Source organism: Pseudomonas sp. NPDC086566, assembly GCF_050280885.1.
In the GTDB taxonomy this organism is placed as follows: Bacteria; Pseudomonadota; Gammaproteobacteria; order Pseudomonadales; family Pseudomonadaceae; genus Aquipseudomonas; species Aquipseudomonas vlassakiae.
Map to the genome: position 1 here is coordinate 120,521 of NZ_JBNNWD010000006.1, position 17,742 is coordinate 138,262.

17 protein-coding genes are annotated in these 17,742 nt (G+C 62.6%); 6 read left to right on the forward strand and 11 right to left on the reverse strand.

Annotated elements, in window-relative coordinates:
- The first annotated feature begins 72 nt into the window (after nucleotides 1–72).
- The 4 genes from lon (at nucleotide 73) to cmoB (ending at nucleotide 4,842) form a co-directional block, all read left to right on the forward strand.
- Complete coding sequence (gene lon, locus ACQKPS_RS15385) at nucleotides 73–2,493, forward strand: endopeptidase La (protein WP_254481211.1); 2,421 nt, start codon at nucleotides 73–75, stop codon at nucleotides 2,491–2,493.
- Nucleotides 2,494–2,663: 170 nt separating this feature from the next.
- Complete coding sequence (locus tag ACQKPS_RS15390; protein ID WP_283723765.1) at nucleotides 2,664–3,056, forward strand: protease inhibitor I42 family protein; 393 nt, start codon at nucleotides 2,664–2,666, stop codon at nucleotides 3,054–3,056.
- A gap of 89 nt (nucleotides 3,057–3,145) precedes the next feature.
- On the forward strand, nucleotides 3,146–3,889 hold the full coding sequence (gene cmoA, locus ACQKPS_RS15395; protein WP_313202592.1) for a carboxy-S-adenosyl-L-methionine synthase CmoA: 744 nt from the start codon (nucleotides 3,146–3,148) through the stop codon (nucleotides 3,887–3,889).
- Entirely contained in the window at nucleotides 3,886–4,842 is a 957-nt protein-coding gene (cmoB, locus tag ACQKPS_RS15400; protein WP_254481214.1) for a tRNA 5-methoxyuridine(34)/uridine 5-oxyacetic acid(34) synthase CmoB, read from the forward strand. Before cmoA ends, cmoB begins: the two co-directional genes overlap by 4 nt.
- Nucleotides 4,843–4,912: 70 nt before the next feature.
- On the opposite strand, the gene ACQKPS_RS15405 is transcribed toward cmoB, so the two are convergent.
- Nucleotides 4,913–5,116, reverse strand: a complete 204-nt coding sequence (locus tag ACQKPS_RS15405) for a hypothetical protein (protein WP_313202605.1) — start codon at nucleotides 5,114–5,116, stop codon at nucleotides 4,913–4,915.
- A gap of 242 nt (nucleotides 5,117–5,358) precedes the next feature.
- Between ACQKPS_RS15405 and ACQKPS_RS15410 the strand changes: the two genes are divergently transcribed.
- Together ACQKPS_RS15410 and ACQKPS_RS15415 are read left to right on the forward strand one after the other, a co-directional pair.
- Complete coding sequence (locus tag ACQKPS_RS15410) at nucleotides 5,359–6,033, forward strand: heavy metal response regulator transcription factor (protein WP_427604729.1); 675 nt, start codon at nucleotides 5,359–5,361, stop codon at nucleotides 6,031–6,033.
- On the forward strand, nucleotides 6,030–7,412 hold the full coding sequence (locus tag ACQKPS_RS15415; protein WP_427604731.1) for a heavy metal sensor histidine kinase: 1,383 nt from the start codon (nucleotides 6,030–6,032) through the stop codon (nucleotides 7,410–7,412). Before ACQKPS_RS15410 ends, ACQKPS_RS15415 begins: the two co-directional genes overlap by 4 nt.
- Before the next feature lie 111 nt (nucleotides 7,413–7,523).
- On the opposite strand, the gene pdxJ is transcribed toward ACQKPS_RS15415, so the two are convergent.
- The 10 genes from pdxJ to rpoE form a co-directional block, all read right to left on the reverse strand.
- Complete coding sequence (pdxJ, locus tag ACQKPS_RS15420) at nucleotides 7,524–8,246, reverse strand: pyridoxine 5'-phosphate synthase (protein WP_409519884.1); 723 nt, start codon at nucleotides 8,244–8,246, stop codon at nucleotides 7,524–7,526.
- Nucleotides 8,247–8,307: 61 nt separating this feature from the next.
- Complete coding sequence (gene recO / locus ACQKPS_RS15425) at nucleotides 8,308–8,991, reverse strand: DNA repair protein RecO (RefSeq protein ID WP_427604733.1); 684 nt, start codon at nucleotides 8,989–8,991, stop codon at nucleotides 8,308–8,310.
- Between the two features lie 105 nt (nucleotides 8,992–9,096).
- A complete protein-coding gene (gene era, locus ACQKPS_RS15430; protein WP_427604735.1) occupies nucleotides 9,097–9,999 on the reverse strand; it encodes a GTPase Era in 903 nt (300 codons plus the stop codon).
- Nucleotides 9,992–10,681, reverse strand: a complete 690-nt coding sequence (gene rnc, locus ACQKPS_RS15435) for a ribonuclease III (RefSeq protein WP_027917873.1) — start codon at nucleotides 10,679–10,681, stop codon at nucleotides 9,992–9,994. Before rnc ends, era begins: the two co-directional genes overlap by 8 nt.
- 161 nt (nucleotides 10,682–10,842) lie before the next feature.
- Nucleotides 10,843–11,697 (reverse strand): signal peptidase I, encoded by an 855-nt coding sequence (lepB, locus tag ACQKPS_RS15440; protein ID WP_152954572.1) that lies wholly within the window; start codon nucleotides 11,695–11,697, stop codon nucleotides 10,843–10,845.
- Nucleotides 11,698–11,702: 5 nt separating this feature from the next.
- Nucleotides 11,703–13,502 carry a translation elongation factor 4 gene (gene lepA, locus ACQKPS_RS15445; RefSeq protein ID WP_176505995.1) on the reverse strand — a complete coding sequence of 600 codons (1,800 nt, stop codon included), beginning with the start codon at nucleotides 13,500–13,502 and terminating at the stop codon, nucleotides 11,703–11,705.
- 182 nt (nucleotides 13,503–13,684) lie between these two features.
- Nucleotides 13,685–15,121: a DegQ family serine endoprotease gene (locus ACQKPS_RS15450; protein ID WP_254481219.1), complete on the reverse strand. Its 1,437-nt coding sequence runs from the start codon at nucleotides 15,119–15,121 to the stop codon at nucleotides 13,685–13,687.
- Nucleotides 15,122–15,308: 187 nt separating this feature from the next.
- Nucleotides 15,309–16,274, reverse strand: a complete 966-nt coding sequence (locus ACQKPS_RS15455) for a MucB/RseB C-terminal domain-containing protein (RefSeq protein ID WP_254481220.1) — start codon at nucleotides 16,272–16,274, stop codon at nucleotides 15,309–15,311.
- A 12-nt stretch (nucleotides 16,275–16,286) separates the two neighbouring features.
- Nucleotides 16,287–16,877: a sigma-E factor negative regulatory protein gene (locus ACQKPS_RS15460; RefSeq protein ID WP_427604738.1), complete on the reverse strand. Its 591-nt coding sequence runs from the start codon at nucleotides 16,875–16,877 to the stop codon at nucleotides 16,287–16,289.
- Nucleotides 16,878–16,908: 31 nt separating this feature from the next.
- Nucleotides 16,909–17,490 (reverse strand): RNA polymerase sigma factor RpoE, encoded by a 582-nt coding sequence (gene rpoE / locus ACQKPS_RS15465; RefSeq protein WP_003252049.1) that lies wholly within the window; start codon nucleotides 17,488–17,490, stop codon nucleotides 16,909–16,911.
- Nucleotides 17,491–17,742 lie beyond the last annotated feature (252 nt).

The window sequence follows — 17,742 nt, forward strand, 5'->3', positions numbered from 1 at the left end:
TTGAAGCGTGAAGCTTGAAACCCATTCCCCCCCGCCCCATCTAAGCACCATAGTCATTCACGCAGGTGCCCCATGAGCGACCAGCAGGATTTCCCGGAACAACCCGACGAACACAGCGCAATCGAACAGCCTGACGCCAAGGCCGATATCGGCCACGCCCTCGCCCTGCCCGGCCAGCAGTTGCCGGACAAGGTCTACGTGATCCCGATCCACAACCGCCCGTTCTTCCCCGCACAAGTGCTGCCGGTGATCGTCAATGAAGAACCCTGGGCCGAAACCCTCGATCTGGTGGCCAAGACCGAACACCATTCGCTGGCACTGTTCTTCATGGACACCCCGCCGGAAGACCACCGCCATTTCGACACCTCGGCCCTGCCGGAATACGGCACCCTGGTCAAGGTGCATCACGCCAGCCGCGAAAACGGCAAGTTGCAGTTCGTCGCCCAGGGGCTGACCCGGGTGCGCATCCGCACCTGGCTCAAGCACCATCGCCCGCCGTACCTGGTCGAGCTCGAATACCCGCGCCAGCCAGCCGAACCGACCGACGAGGTCAAGGCCTACGGCATGGCACTGATCAACGCGATCAAGGAGCTGCTGCCGCTCAACCCGCTGTACAGCGAAGAGCTCAAGAACTACCTCAACCGCTTCAGCCCCAACGACCCGTCGCCACTCACCGACTTTGCCGCCGCACTCACCTCCGCCACCGGCAACCAGCTGCAGGAAGTGCTCGACTGCGTGCCCATGCTCAAGCGCATGGAAAAGGTCTTGCCGATGTTGCGCAAGGAAGTGGAGGTGGCGCGCCTGCAGAACGAGATTTCCGCCGAGGTCAACCGGCAGATCGGCGAGCACCAGCGTGAATTCTTCCTCAAGGAACAGCTCAAGGTCATCCAGCAGGAGCTGGGCCTTACCAAGGACGACCGCAGCGCCGACCTCGAGCAGTTCGAGCAGCGCCTTGTCGGCAAGACCCTGCCCGAGCAGGCGAAAAAGCGCATCGACGAAGAGATGGGCAAGCTGGCCATCCTCGAGACCGGTTCGCCCGAATACGCGGTCACGCGCAATTACCTGGAATGGGCCACCGCGCTGCCCTGGGGGCTGTACGGCAAGGACAAACTCGACCTCAAGCATGCGCGCAAGGTGCTCGACCAGCACCATGCCGGCCTGGACGACATCAAGGAGCGCATCCTCGAATTCCTCGCCGTTGGCGCCTGGAAAGGCGAGATCAGCGGCTCGATCGTGCTGCTGGTGGGCCCGCCCGGGGTGGGCAAGACCAGCATCGGCAAGTCCATCGCCGAATCCCTCGGCCGGCCGTTCTACCGCTTCAGCGTCGGTGGCATGCGCGACGAGGCCGAGATCAAGGGCCATCGCCGCACCTACATCGGCGCCCAGCCGGGCAAGCTGGTGCAGGCGCTGAAGGACGTCGAGGTGATGAACCCGGTGATCATGCTCGACGAGATCGACAAGATGGGCCAGAGCTACCAGGGCGACCCCGCCTCGGCGCTGCTGGAAACCCTCGACCCGGAGCAGAACGTCGATTTCCTCGACCATTACCTCGACCTGCGCCTGGACCTGTCCAAGGTGCTGTTCGTGTGCACAGCCAACACCCTCGACTCGATCCCCGGGCCGCTGCTCGACCGCATGGAAGTGATCCGCCTGTCCGGCTACATTACCGAAGAGAAGATGGCCATTGCCAAGCGCCACCTGTGGCCCAAGCAGCTGGAAAAGGCCGGTGTGGCCAAGACCAGCCTGAGCATCAGCGACAGCGCCCTGCGCACGGTGATCGAGGGCTATGCCCGGGAAGCTGGCGTGCGCCAGTTGGAGAAACAGCTGGGCAAGCTGGTGCGCAAGGCCGTGGTCAAGCTGCTGGACGACCCGGACGCCAAGCTCAAGATCGGCAACAAGGACCTGGAGGCCGCCCTGGGCATGCCGGTGTTCCGCAGCGAGCAGGTATTGGCTGGCAAAGGTGTGATCACCGGCCTTGCCTGGACCAGCATGGGCGGTGCGACCCTGCCGATCGAGGCGACGCGTATCCACACCCTGAACCGCGGCTTCAAGCTCACCGGCAAGCTGGGTGATGTGATGAAAGAATCCGCAGAAATCGCCTACAGCTATGTCAGTTCCAACCTTAAGCAGTTCGGCGGTGACCCCGGCTTCTTCAACGAAGCGTTCATTCACCTGCATGTGCCCGAAGGTGCGACGCCGAAGGATGGCCCGAGCGCCGGCATCACCATGGCCAGCGCGCTGTTGTCGCTGGCCCGCGACCAGGCGCCGAAGAGAGGCGTGGCCATGACCGGCGAGCTCACCCTCACCGGCCAGGTGCTGCCGATCGGTGGCGTGCGCGAGAAGGTGATCGCAGCGCGGCGGCAGAAGATCTTCGAGCTGATCCTGCCGGAGCCGAACCGCGGCGATTTCGAAGAACTGCCGGACTACCTGCGCGAAGGCCTGACCGTGCATTTCGCCAAGCGCTTCGCTGACGTCGCCAAAGTGCTGTTCTGACCTGTACCGGCCCCTTCGCGGCTAAAGCCGCTCCCACAGGGAAATCACAGTTTTCAAGCGCTGTGTTGTCCCTGAGGGAGCGGTTTTAGCCGCGAAGAGGCCGGCACTGGCAACACAAAATCCCTCGTTCATCGGGTATCCTCAGGCCATCGCCAGCCTCCGGAGCCACCATGACCACCCCTCGTCTGCTCGTTCCCCTGAGCCTCGCCCTGCTCGCCGCCTGCGCCCAACAGCCCAAGCAAACCGTCGAACTGGACGCCGAAAGCGAATGCCCCAAGCGCCTGCAGGTCGGCCAGAGCCTCACCCTGACGCTGCCCAGCAACCCCACCACCGGCTACCGCTGGCTGGTACAGAACCCGGCCTCGAACGTGCTGCAAAGCCTCGGCCCCGAGGTCTACAGCGCCCCCGAGGACGCCGGTATCGTCGGCAGCTCGGGCATTTCGACCTGGCGTTACCAGGCCCGCGCCGCCGGTGAAGGGCACCTGGTGCTGGTCTACCAGCAGCCCTGGGCGCCGGAAGTGCGCCCGGTACAGACCTTCGATTGCGCCATCCGGGTCAACTAAACGCAAAGCGCTGGTCAGCCAACCATGCATCCACGTCGCGGTTTGGCTAGAATGCCGGCCCTGCATATCGCCAGCCGCCTGGATTCACCGTGAGCAAACAACCCGACCGCCTTTTCGCCCAACCCCTGGAGCAAGTCCCCGACTTCGTATTCAACGAAGACGTGGTGCGCGTGTTCCCGGACATGATCAAGCGCTCGGTGCCCGGTTACCCGACCATTGTCGAAAACCTCGGCGTGCTGGCCGCGCGCTTCGCCCAGCCGAACACTGCACTGTACGACCTGGGCGCATCGCTGGGTGCCGTCAGCCAGTCGCTGCGCCGCCATGTGCGCAGCGACGGCTGCCGGGTGATCGCGGTGGACAATTCCGCCGCCATGGTCGAACGTTGCCGCCAGTACCTCACCGCCCAGGACTCGATGTTCCAGGAGCTGCTGCCGGTCGACGTGCTGGAAGCCGATATCCTCACCCTGCCCTTCGAACCGGCTTCGGTGGTGGCCATGAACTTCACCCTGCAGTTCATCGCACCTGAACAACGCCTGGCGCTGCTCAGCCGGATCCGCCAGGCGCTGCTGCCCGGCGGTGCGCTGATCCTCTCGGAGAAACTGCGCTTCGCCGATGACGAAGAGCAGACCCTGCTCAACGAATTGCACCTGGACTTCAAGCGGGCCAATGGCTACAGCGAACTGGAAATCGCCCAGAAGCGCAGCGCCATCGAGAACGTGATGAAGCCCGACACCCTGCAAGCCCATCAGGAACGCCTGCACGCGGCCGGCTTCACCAAGGTGGTGCCGTGGTTCCAATGCCTCAATTTTGCCTCGCTGATAGCCCTGCCATGATCGATCTGTCCCCCCTCGTCCGCCGTCTGGCGGGTACGCCCCTGGCTTCCTGGTCCCAGGGCCTGCAAGCACAACTGCAAGCCAAGCTGGAAAAAGGCCACGGCGACCTCGACCGCTGGCGTGGCGCGCTGGATGCGCTGCCGGCCCTGACGCCCAGTGAAATCGACCTGACTGACGGCCTGCGCCTGGATTGCGAGTGCGATGACGCCACCCGTGCGCAGATGCGCCAGGCGCTGATGGGCCTGTCGCCCTGGCGCAAGGGGCCGTTCGACCTGTTCGGCGTGCATGTCGACACCGAGTGGCGCTCGGACTGGAAGTGGTCGCGGGTCGGCCCGCACCTCGACCTCAAAGGCAAGCGCGTGCTCGACGTTGGCTGCGGCAACGGCTACTACCAGTGGCGCATGCTCGGTGCGGGTGCCGACATGGTCATCGGCGTCGACCCCAATTGGCTGTTCTTCTGCCAGTTCCAGGCCGTGCAGCAATACCTGCCCGACCTGCCCGCCTGGCATCTGCCATTCGCCCTCGAAGAGCTGCCGGCCAACCTCGAAGGCTTCGACACCGTATTCTCCATGGGCGTGTTCTACCACCGCCGCTCGCCCATCGAACACCTGCTGGCGCTCAAGGACTGCCTGGTCAAAGGCGGCGAGCTGGTGCTGGAAACCCTGGTGATCGAGGGCGACGAAAACCAGGTACTGATGCCCGAAGACCGTTACGCGCAGATGCGCAATGTCTGGTACCTGCCATCGGTACCGGCCTTGGAGCGCTGGTTGCGCCGCGCCGGATTCAGCGAGGTGCGCTGCGTGGACGTGAGCGTTACCAGCATCGAGGAGCAGCGCAGCACCGAATGGATGCGCTACCAGTCGCTGGGCGATTTCCTCGACCCCAATGACCACAGCAAGACCATCGAAGGCCTGCCCGCCCCGCGCCGCGCCACCCTGCTGGCGCGCAAATAAAAAAGGCGTCCATGTGGACGCCCGAATCACACCTGTGCCGGGGAGCAGTGCCGGCACAGCTGCCGTTGCCTCAGTCCTTGGCCACCTCGCGGGCCTTCTCCTGCGCCTTGCGCTCGCGTTCGGCGATGGCCTGTTGCGTGTCGCCGTGCAGGCGCTCCTGGTCCTGGCGGAACGCTTGCCAGAACTGCCTGGAACGTTCACCGCCGCCTTCGGCGTAGGCGCTGGCAGTGCCCAGGGCGAAGGTCGCCAGCAACAGGTATCGGGTCAGGTTCATCATGCTTGCCTCGTTGATAAGCGATCAGACAGGGCAATCGTATCCTCGGGCAGCTAACGGCAAGGTGAGGCGGGCATTACAGTCTTGCAATGTGGCCTTGGCAGACAGGCAGATAACAGCAGGATTACAAATCGGTTATTTACGCCGATGGGCCATTTGCATGCCGTAACATCCTGCGGCTTGACCCTGAAGCCCCTTCAGGCTTGAGAATCCTGCCCTTTTCCAGCCATACCGAGCCCCCCATGCGCCTGCTGATCATCGAGGACGAACTGCGTACCGCCGACTACCTGCAACAAGGCCTGCGTGAAAACGGCTACGTGGTCGACTGCGCCCACACGGGCACCGACGGCCTGCACCTGGCGCGCCAGCAGCCTTATGAGCTGATCATTCTCGATGTCAACCTGCCCGAACTCGATGGCTGGACAGTGCTGCAGCGTCTGCGCGCCGAATCGGCCACGCGGATCATGATGCTGACGGCCCATGGCCGCCTGTCGGACCGGGTCAAAGGCCTGGATCTGGGCGCAGATGACTACTTGCTCAAACCGTTCGAATTCCCCGAGTTGCTGGCGCGCATCCGCAGCCTGCTGCGGCGTAACGATCAACAGCTGCAACCGAGCACACTGCGCGTCGCCGACCTTGAGCTGGACCCTGGCCGCCACCGCGCCTACCGCGCCGGCAAACGCATCGACCTGACCGCCAAGGAATTCGCCCTGCTCCACCTGCTGATGCGCCAGAGCGGCGAGGTGTTGTCGCGCACGCGGATCATCTCGCTGGTGTGGGACATGAATTTCGACTGCGATACCAATGTCGTCGAGGTTTCGATCCGCCGCCTGCGGGCGAAGATCGACGATCCGTTCGAAGACAAGCTGATCCACACCTTGCGCGGCGTCGGCTATGTACTGGAGGCCCGTGTGTGAAGTACGCCAGCCTGTCCCTGCGCCTGGGCCTGAGTGTGACCCTGATGGGCGCCGCGCTGGTACTGCTGCTCGCCTGCCTGGCGGTGTTCGCCCTCGACCACGAACTGGACAGCCGCGCCCGCAGGGACCTCGCGCGCAAGATGTTGCAGGTCGAACATAACCTGCGGGTCGACCTGCGCAGCGAAGACCTTGGCAGCCGCGCCCACCCGTTGCTCGACCTGGTGATGGGCCACGACAACCTCAGCCTTAGCATCCTGGCCCTCGAGGGGCGCCACCCGCACCTGCTCAGCCTCGGCCCTGCGCTTGAGTCCCGTGTGGGCGAATTGCAGACTGATGCACGGCTGACCTACCACGAATGGCGTGACAGCAGCGGTAATCAGATTCTTACCGTCACCCGGCAGATGCGCCTGCGCGACGACACCCCGGTGCGGGTGATGATGTCGCTCAACCGCGCCGACGATCATGCCCTGCTGCAAGCCTACCTGCACTCGACGCTGCTGGCCCTGCCACTGCTGCTGCTGCTGATCGGCGCAGGCGCCTGGTGGCTGGTGCAACGCGGCTTGCAGCCACTGCGCCACTTCCGCCGCATCGCTGGCAAGGTCTCCGCCCAAGACCTGCAACACCGCCTGCCCGCGAACGGGTTACCGCTGGAGCTGGCAGAGCTGGCGCGCAGCATCAACGTCATGCTCGATCGCCTGGACCAAGGTGTGCGCCAGCTTTCGCAGTTCTCCGATGACCTGGCCCACGAGCTGCGCACCCCGCTGAGCAACCTGATGGGCAAGGCCCAGGTCACCCTGGCCCGTGAACGTAATGGCGAACACTACCGGGAAGTGCTGGAAGACAGTATCGAGGAGCTGACCCGGCTCAACCGCATCATCAACGACATGCTGTTCCTCGCCCAGGTCAGCCAACCCCAGGCGCAGGTGGCGCTCAAGCCGCTGGCGTTGGCGGACGAGGCAGCGCAGGTGAGCGAGCTGTTTGCCTTCAGTGCCGAACTCAAGAACATCGAGCTGCGCTTGCAGGGCTGGGGGACAGCGCTGGCGGACCGTTTGATGTTCCAGCGGGCGCTGTCGAACCTGTTGAGCAATGCCATTCGCCATGGGCCTGAAGGACAGGCAGTGAAGCTGGGTATCGAGCGGCAAGGCAGTGAGGTACGGGTGTGGGTGGAGAACCAGGGGCCGGGGATTGCCGAAGAACACTGGCCGCAGCTGTTTGAGCGGTTCTATCGCGTGGGATCGGGGCGATCACGGCTGGAGGGCGGGACGGGATTGGGGTTGGCGATCGTGAAGTCGATCATGCAGTTGCATGGGGGGCGGGTCGAGGTGAACAGCGACCTTTCAGGGCCGACGCGCTTCACCTTGGTGTTTCAAGCAGAATAAGAGGTTGCCTGAACCGGCCCTTTCGCGGGGCAAGCCCGCTCCTACAGAGGTACGCGATCCTTGTAGGAGCGGGCTTGCCCCGCGAAGAGGCCGGTACAGGCAGCCGATCAATCAGCGCGAAGCCGCGACGATCAGCGCCTTCATCTCGGCCACAGCGGCCTTGAAGCCAACGAACAGTGCATGCGCAACCAGCGCATGGCCAATGTTCAGTTCATTGATGCCCTTGATCGCCGCCACCGCCTCGACGTTATGGTAATGCAGGCCATGGCCGGCATTGACGATCAGCCCCTGGCCCACGCCAAACGCCACGCCATCGACAATGCGCTGCAGTTCCTCGGCCACTTCGGTCGGTGTCTCGGCATCGGCATAACGCCCGGTGTGCAATTCGATAGCCGGCGCGCCGACACGGCGCGAAGCCTCGATCTGCCGCTCGTCGGCATCGATGAACAGCGACACTTCGGCACCGGTACGCGACAAGCGCTCGACCGCCGCCTTGATCCGCGCCTCCTGGCCGGCCACGTCCAGGCCACCCTCGGTGGTCAGTTCCTGACGGGTCTCCGGGACCAGGCAGATATGCGCCGGGCGGATCTTCTCGGCAAAGGCCATCATCTCTTCAGTGACGCCCATTTCGAAATTCATGCGCGTCTGCAGCACGTCCTTGAGCAGCAGCACGTCGCGCTCCTGGATATGCCGACGGTCTTCGCGCAGGTGCACGGTAATGCCATCGGCGCCCGCTTCCTCGGCATCCAGCGCAGCCTTGACCGGGTCCGGATAGCGGGTACCGCGGGCCTGGCGCAGGGTTGCCACGTGGTCGATGTTGACGCCGAGAAGCATGCGGTTGCTGTGAGTCACGAAAGGCTCTCCTGAGGATTGAGCCACACAGCATACGACGTGCTCAGCGCTTGCGAAACAGTTCCCGGCTGACCAGCGGTTTTGGCCCCAGGTGCACTGCCAGCGCCTGACGCATCAGGCGCTTGGCCGCCAGCAAGGCGCCTGGCGCATCCCAGTCGGCCTGGGCCAGGGCCAGTAGCTCGATGCCATTGAACAGACCGGGCTGGGCCAGGTACACCCGTTCCAGGCCAGCATCGACCCGCAGCCGGTACAAGCCGTCAGCTTCGATCAGGTCGTCGTTGACGTCGTAGTTGAGCGAAAAGGCGTAGCCCAAGTCCTCCAGCAGCCGCCACTCAAAGGAGCGCAGCAAGGGTTCCAGCGACCTGCCTGCCGCCAACGCCTGAAGGGTCAGGGCGTAATGCTCGAACAGTTCGGGTTGCGGTGCCTCGGCAGGCAGCAGGCGCATCAGCAGTTCATTGAGGTAGAGGCCGCTGAACAGCGCATCGCCATGCAGCCAGGCCGCAATACCGACGGTGTCCAGGCGCCTGACGTTCTTCAGCTCACCTTTGCCGAACAGCTCCACCTCCAGTGGAACGAACGGCCGCACCAGGCTGCCACCCTTGCCACGTGCCCGGCGCAGCACGGCGCGCACGCGGCCTTGCGGCGTGAACAAGTCCACCAGTGCACTGGTTTCCTTGTAGGCGCGGCTGTGCAGGACGTAGGCCGGCTGGCCGACAGGTTGATCCATGTGCGATCTCTACTTGTCACAAACGACTGTGGGAGCGGGTTTATCGCGGCGGTTCGACGCCTCGATAAACCCGCTCCCACAGGGTCGCCAATTGCTCAGGTGGAGTTACAGGTCGCCGTAGCCCAGCGAACGCAGGGCGCGTTCGTCGTCGGACCAGCCGCCCTTGACCTTGACCCAGAGGTTGAGCATGACCTTGGAGTCAAACAACACTTCCATGTCCTTGCGCGCTTCAGAACCAATGCGCTTAATGCGCTCGCCCTTGTCACCAATGATGATCTTCTTCTGGCCATCACGCTCGACCAGGATCAGTGCATGGATGTGCAGCACGTGGCTCTGCTGCTTGAACTCTTCGATTTCCACGGTGATCTGGTACGGCAGTTCGGCGCCCAGCTGGCGCATGATCTTCTCGCGCACCAGTTCGGCGGCGAGGAAACGGCTGCTGCGGTCGGTGATCTGGTCTTCCGGGAAGAAATGATCGTTTTCCGGCAGGTGCTTGGCGATCTGGGCTTCCAGCGCATCCAGGTTGTGGCCCTGCTGCGCGGAGATCGGCATCACTTCGGCGTTCGGCAGTTGTTCCTGCAGCCACTGCAGGTGCGGGATCAACTCGGCCTTCTCTTCCATGCGGTCGGTCTTGTTGACAGCGATGATCAGTGGGCCGGTCACGTACTGCACGCGCTCAAGCACCAGCTGGTCCTCGTCGGTCCACTTGGTGCGGTCGACCACGAAGATCACCACGTCGACGTCTTTCAGGGCCGCCGAAGCGTTGCGGTTCATGTAGCGGTTCAGGGCCTTGTCGTTGGCCTTGTGCATGCCCGGGGTGTCGACGTAGATCGCCTGCACGTCACCCTCGGTCTTGATACCGAGCATGTTGTGGCGAGTGGTCTGCGGCTTGCGCGAGGTGATCGCCAGCTTCTGGCCGAGGATGTGGTTCAGCAAGGTCGACTTGCCCACGTTCGGGCGGCCGACGATGGCCACGTAACCGCAGCGGGTCGGATTGTTATCAGTCATTGCCATTCTCCACGCCCAGGGCGATCAATGCAGCAGCGGCGGCGACCTGCTCGGCGATACGCCGGCTGACGCCCTGGCCACGGCTCTTGTTGTTCAGCAGCACCACTTCGCATTCGACGAAGAAGGTGCGGCAGTGCGGTTCGCCCTGGATGTCGACCACCTCGTAACGCGGCAGCTCGCAGCTGCGCGATTGCAGGAACTCCTGCAGGCGGGTTTTCGGGTCCTTGTTGGTGTCGACCAGGGTCAGGCCTTCGAACTCGTCGGTCAGCCAGGCGAGCACACGCTCGCGCGCGGTCTGCATGTCCGCGTCCAGGTAGATGGCGCCGATCAGCGCCTCCAGGGCATCAGCCAGGATCGACTCGCGGCGGAAGCCACCGCTCTTGAGCTCACCCGAGCCCAGGCGCAGGTAATCACCCAGGTCGAAGCCACGGGCCAGGCGGGCCAGCGTCTCGCCCTTGACCAGGCGGGCGCGCAGGCGCGACAGCTGGCCTTCACGGGCCTGAGGGAAGCGCTCGAACAGCGCCTCGCCGGCGACGAAGTTGAGAATGGCATCACCGAGAAACTCCAGGCGCTCGTTGTTACGCCCGGCATAGCTGCGGTGAGTCAGGGCCAGCAGCATCTGCTCCTGGTTCTTGAAGGTATAGCCGAGCTTGCGCTCGAGACGGGCAAGGGAAGCACTCATGCAGCCACCCGTTGGTTGTTCAACGCGTTGTTCAAATCAACATCCTGAAAGACTGTTTGGCTGTGGTCCGTCGCGGCGAGCGGCGAATCTCTCGTTCCTTGAGAACACAGCCTATGTCAGAAATGCATTCGGCGCTGTCTGCAGGACAGCGCCGAAGGGTATCAATGGATCAGGCCTACCCGCGACAGGTTGGGCAAGTGGCTGAGCTTGGGCTCTGGCCAGCTCATCCAGACCGCGAAGGCCTTGCCGACGATGTTCCGGTCAGGAACCATGCCGTGCAGCGCTTGAGGGATTTTCGGGTCATCCCAGTAGCGGCTGTCGTTGGAGTTGTCGCGGTTGTCGCCCATCATGAAGTAATGGCCGGCCGGCACGGTCCATTGCTGGTCTGGCGGCATGCGATAACGGGTCATTTCCTTGCGGATCAGGTGCTCGGCTTCGCCCAGTTTTTCCTTGTACAGCTCGGCGCTGCCAAGGGTACCCGGCTCGGCACCGACTAGCTGCTCGGCAATCGGCTGGCCGTTGACGAACAGCCGTTTGTCGCTGGTGTAGCTGATCTTGTCGCCCGGCAGGCCAACCACACGCTTGATGTAGTTGACGTTCGGGTCGCTCGGGTAGCGGAACACCATTACATCGCCGCGTTGCGGGTCACCCACTTCGATGACCTTCTTGTCGATCACCGGCAGGCGGATGCCATAGGAGAACTTGTTCACCAGGATGAAATCGCCCACTTCCAGGGTCGGCTTCATCGACCCTGAAGGGATCTGGAACGGCTCGACCAGGAACGAGCGCAGCACCAGCACGATGAACAGCACCGGGAAGAACGACTTGCCGTATTCGACCAGCAGCGGCTCTTTGCTCAGGCGCTCGACCACCGCCATTTCTGGTTGGGTGACGCTGCCCTGGTAGTTGGCGATCGCTGCCCGCCGGCGCGGAGCCAGGAACAGCAGATCGATCAAGCCCAGCAGACCGCAGACAAAGACGGCGATGACTAGCAACAGCGGGAAATTTAGCGACATAGGACCTAGCTATCCAACCTGAGCACGGCGAGGAAGGCTTCCTGTGGAATCTCCACGTTACCCACCTGCTTCATGCGTTTCTTACCGGCCTTCTGCTTCTCCAGCAGTTTCTTCTTACGGCTGACGTCACCACCGTAGCACTTGGCCAGTACGTTCTTTCTGAGCGCCTTGACGGTCGTCCGCGCAATGATCTGGCCGCCAATGGCAGCCTGGATCGCTACGTCGAACATCTGCCGAGGGATCAGCTCCTTCATCTTCTCGGTCAACGCACGGCCTTTGTAGGCCGCGTTGTCGCGGTGCACGATCAATGCCAGGGCATCGACCTTGTCGCCGTTGATCAATACGTCCAGCTTGACCAGGTTGGCCGACTGGTAGCGATCGAAATGATAGTCCAGCGAAGCATAGCCGCGGCTGGTCGACTTCAGGCGGTCGAAGAAGTCCAGTACCACTTCGTTCATCGGCATGTCGTACCGCACCTGCACCTGGCTGCCGAGGAACTGCATGTCGCGCTGCACGCCACGCTTCTCGATGCACAGGGTGATGACGTTGCCCAGGTGCTCCTGCGGCACCAGGATGGTCGCGGTGACGATCGGCTCGCGGAAATCGGCCACGGACGAGACATCCGGAAGCTTCGACGGGTTGTCGACGACGATGGTTTCGCCGGTCTTGAGTTCGAGCTCGTAGATTACGCTTGGTGCGGTGGTGATCAGGTCCAGGTCGTATTCGCGCTCCAGGCGCTCCTGGATGATCTCCATGTGCAGCATGCCCAGGAAGCCGCAACGGAAGCCGAAGCCCAGGGCGTCGGAGCTTTCCGGCATGTACTGCAGCGACGAGTCGTTGAGGGTCAGCTTCTGCAGGGCGTCGCGGAAGTCCTCGAAATCGTCGGAGCTGACCGGGAACAGACCGGCATACACCTGCGGCTGGATCTTCTTGAAGCCTGGCAGCACTTCGACCTCGGGGGTCGCGGACAGGGTCAGGGTGTCACCCACCGGCGCACCGTGAATGTCCTTGATGCTCGCAATGATGAAGCCTACTTCACCGGCCTTCAGGTCGGCGGTCTGGGTGTGCTTCGGGGTGAACACACCGACGCTGTCGACCAGGTGCACCTTGCCGGTGGACTTGACCAGGATCTTGTCACCTTTCTTGACGCGGCCGTGGCGCACACGCACCAGCGAGACCACGCCCAGGTAGTTGTCGAACCAGGAGTCGATGATCAGCGCCTGCAGTGGCGCTTCGATATCGCCTTCCGGCGCAGGGATGGTCTGCACCAGACGCTCCAGCACCTCGTCCACGCCCATGCCGCTCTTGGCGCTGCAGGCCACGGCGTCGGTAGCGTCGATACCGATGATCTTCTCGATCTCGTCCTTCACGCGGTCCGGATCGGCCTGGGGCAGGTCCATCTTGTTCAGCACCGGCATGACTTCCAGGCCTTGCTCGATGGCGGTGTAGCAGTTGGCCACAGACTGGGCTTCGACGCCCTGGCCGGCGTCCACCACCAGCAGCGCACCTTCACAGGCTGCCAGCGAACGCGAGACTTCATAGGTGAAGTCGACGTGACCGGGCGTGTCGATGAAGTTCAGCTGGTAGACCTTGCCGTCCTGCGCCTTGTAGTTGAGCGTGACGCTGTGGGCCTTGATGGTGATACCGCGCTCGCGCTCCAGGTCCATGGAATCCAGTACCTGGGCCTCCATTTCGCGCGCCGACAGGCCACCGCACATTTGAATGAAACGGTCGGCCAGCGTCGACTTGCCATGGTCGATGTGGGCGATGATGGAGAAATTGCGGATATGACTCAAATCACTCACGGGTCAACACTCGGAAAAGGCTGCGAGCCGGACGCCCGCCGAAAAATAGCCGGGAATTGTACCTTAAGCTGCCGGGATATGGGAGATTCCTCTATCGGACTGTACACAGCATTCGTGCCTGCAATTGTGAACTTTCATGAAAAAGGGCAGCCGAAGCTGCCCTTTCCTGCCCCCGAGCCCGCTTATTCAGCGAGTTTGAAGGTGATAAAGCTGGCACGGCCCTGACGCAGCACGCGCATCGACACCGAACGGTTCTTCGGCAGGTCCTTGGCAATTTCAGTGAACTGCTTGGCCGATACCACCGCCTGGTTGTTCAGGTGGCTGATCACATCGCCCGGACGCAGACCGATCATCGCCGCCGGGCCGTCCTGAACTTCCTTGATGACTACGCCACCCTTGAGCTCGAGGGTCTTCTTCTGTTCAGCGGTGAGGTCCGACACGGACACACCCAGGCGGTTGCTGTTGCGCTCGGCACTGCCGTCAGCACCGCTACCGGCACCGATGTCGGCATCGTCGTCCGGCATCGGGCCGACGGCGACGTCCAGGGTCTGGCGCTTGCCGTTGCGGATGATTTCGAGCTTGGCTTTCTCGCCATCCTTCAGGCTGCCGACCAGGTGCGGCAAATCGGCCGACATGACGATCGGCTGGCCATTCATGCTCAGGATCACGTCACCCACCTGCAGGCCACCCTTGGCTGCCGGGCCGTTTTCCAGCACCTGCGCCACCAGCGCGCCGGCCGGCTTGTCGAGGCCGAACGATTCAGCCAGGTCCTTGTTGACCTCCTGGATCACCACGCCCAGCCAGCCGCGGCTGACCTTGCCGTCTTTCTTCAGCTGATTGGACACATCGAGGGCCACGTCGATCGGGATGGCGAATGACAAGCCCATGAAGCCACCGGAACGGGTGAAGATCTGCGAGTTGATACCCACCACCTCGCCCTTCATGTTGAACAGCGGGCCACCGGAGTTACCCGGGTTGATGGCCACGTCGGTCTGGATGAACGGCACATAGGTGTCATTGGGCAGGGTCCGGCCCTTGGCGCTGACGATGCCTTTGGTCACCGAGTGGTCGAAGCCGAACGGCGAACCGATGGCCAGCACCCACTCACCGACCTTGAGCTTCTCGGAGTCACCCAGCTTGACGGTCGGCAGGTTCTTGCCCTCGACCTTGAGCAGGGCCACGTCGGTACGCGGATCGGTGCCGATCAGCTTGGCTTGCAGCTCGCTGCGATCAGACAGGCGGACGATGATCTCGTCGGCATCGGCGACCACATGGTTGTTGGTCAGTACATAACCATCGCTTGAGATGATGAAGCCCGAGCCCAGCGACATGGCCTCGCGCTGTCGGTCACCGCGCGGCGAACGCGGCTGCTGTGGCATGTTGCGTTCGAAGAACTCGCGGAACATCGGCGGCAGGCCTTCGAGGTCCGGCATCTGCCCAGAGGCGACACGGTCCGGCAGTTTCTGCTTGGTGCTGATGTTGACCACGGCCGGTGAGGCCTGCTCGACCAAGGTGGTGAAGTCCGGCAGGGCTTCATCGGCCTGGGCACTGAGCACCTGGCCGAGCATCAGCACGGCGGCGAACATCGTTAGGTAGGATTTCAAACGTGGTATTGACATACGGCTCCCGTCACAACGAGCGGTAGTTGGAAATAGCCCTGCACAAAGCAGCAAAGGCCAGACTCCTAGAAGCCTGACCTATAAAAAATTTGCCGAAGGATTGCAAATGACAATGCTTTAATTTCATTTCAGCCGCGTGTCCGTTCGCCTTTGCATTGCCCTTGATCCGGCCCGCAAAAACGCGCCGTCACTGGCGCGCCTGGGCATCCTGAGGCCGCATCGACAGCGCGATACGTTCTGCCGTACCCAGCGGTATCTCGCCCACCACGGTGACCTGCACCTTGCCCTTGGGCGTGTTCAGTCGCCTTGAAACGGCCGAGGTCGGGCCAAGCTGGGTGCGCACATCGGCACCGGCGTCATCCTTCACGGGTTCGAGGAACACCGAGAAACGGGCCAGGCCATCGTCATACATCAGGCTGCTGATCGAACTGTTGCGCTCCGCGTCGCGGCGTACCGTGCTGTTGATCAGTTCGAAGCCCGGCGGCAGCCAGTCGGAGCGCCATCCGGCAATCGCTTCGCGGGTGCCACTGGCCACTGACTCGACAGGCTTGCACGCAGCGCTGGCTTGCAGTTCCTGGTCGGTAGGCAGGTCGTCGGTGTCCAGGCGGGTCATCTGGAAGCGCTCGAGCAACTGCCCTTTGTCATTGAGCATCAATGAGCGCAGTGGCAAGCCGGTACGGCGGTCCAGATGAAGTTCGAATGCGTAACGGTGCTGGTCACGCGGTGTCAGCGTGACAATCACCGCGTCACGGTCAGCAACCCGAGACTTGCCCGCCACACTGAGGTCATACCAGCTCATCAGTTTGAGAGGATCGAGCGAGCGCTGCGCAGCATCGGGAGGGTTGCCCACCCCGCTTGCCAAGGCACCACTGACGCACTGCACCTTACCGTCCACGCGCACGATTTCCTGGGCGGAGCCATCGAGCTGCAGAAGCCGCTCGCTGACCTTGCCGTCCTGAACGCGATGCCAGATATCGTGGGAAGAGAAGCTGCCGTTACGTTCGTAGACGAAGGAGCCTTGGTAGCTCTGCTTTTGCTCGGCCTGTGCCAGCTTGTTCAACCATTCGCTCGCCTCGGGCGAGGAGTTGGCTGCCAACGCTGGCACCGTCATGCAGCTGCCTATCAGCAGCGACAGGAGAGGTAGCGCGCGCATGATCCTCCTTACTTAGCGGTTTTCCAGGCTGGCAGCGCGGGCGTACGGCAATGCGGTTTCAGTGCCCTTGAGCGCGGATTCCTGCGCATGCTGGCGCAGATAGCCTGGCAGACGCTGATCCCAGCCGGCCTGGTTCTGCAGCACGCCGTTGGCCATCGGCCCGGTCGGTTGCTCACTGCTTTCACTATAGCCTGCCAAAACAGCCGGGCCCTGACTTTGTGGCATGCTCAGGCCCTGCTGCGCAGGCTGCTGGGCAGCCAGCTCGGCACCAGTGATCTCGTCCTGGTTGTACATGCGCACACCCGCCAGCACCGCTACGGTGACCGAGGCAGCGACGGCCAGGCGGCCAAGGCTGCGCCACGGGCCCTGCTTGACCTTGGCCGGCACGGCTTCATAAGCCAACGCGGCGGAGACCGCCGAGGCGATATCCAGCTTAGGCAGCAACAGCTCCTTGTGCATCGCTGCGCGGGCTACCTGGTAACGCGACCAGGTGGCACGGGTTTCGGAATCGTCGACGGCATTCAACACCCGACGTAATTCCAGTTCGTCCGCTTCGTTATCCATAACCGCGGACAGCGATTCCTGCAAAGCTTCACGACTCATGGCGGTTCCTCTCTTGGCTGTCGCCGCTGTCTCAGGTTTCCTGCAACAACGGCTGCAGGGCTTTGTCTATGGCCTCCCGAGCGCGGAAGATTCGAGAGCGCACGGTACCCACCGGACATTGCATGACGCTGGCAATGTCTTCGTAACTCAATCCGTCGAATTCACGCAGGGTCAATGCCGTGCGCAAATCTTCGGGCAGTTGCTGGATGGTGCGATGGACAGTGCCTTCGATTTCATCCCTCAACAACGAGCGCTCTGGGGACTCGAGATCCTTGAGACCATGATCGCCGTCGTAAAACTCCGCATCCTCGGAGCTCACATCACTGTCTGGTGGCCGTCTTCCACGGGACACCAGGTAGTTCTTCGCCGTGTTGATGGCGATGCGGTACAGCCAGGTATAAAACGCACTGTCACCGCGGAAATTGCCAAGCGCACGGTAGGCCTTGATAAAGGCTTCCTGCGCCACATCCTGGGCCTCGTGGGTGTCGTGAACGAACCGCACGATCAACCCTAGAATCTTGTGCTGATACTTCAGCACCAACAGATCGAACGCTCGCCTGTCTCCGCGCTGCACGCGCTCGACAAGCTGCTGATCCTCTTCCTGGGTTAGCATGAACACTCCTCAGTGAACTCGAAGGAGCGTTGCCACAGCCTTTGTTCAGGCTTGCAACCATAGACTCGGGCTTTGCGCAAAAGTTCTCCCCTCCAAGCAAGTTTCCTGCGGCCCTTGGTCGGCTCGCACGGAAGACGCGGCACGGTCACGGCCCGCTGCGTCGATAATCAGGATTCGAATACGCAGGTGTCAGCCCGTATAGAGCTGCCGCCCCGCGTCGCCGCGGCAAATTATGGCGTGCGGGCAGCCTTC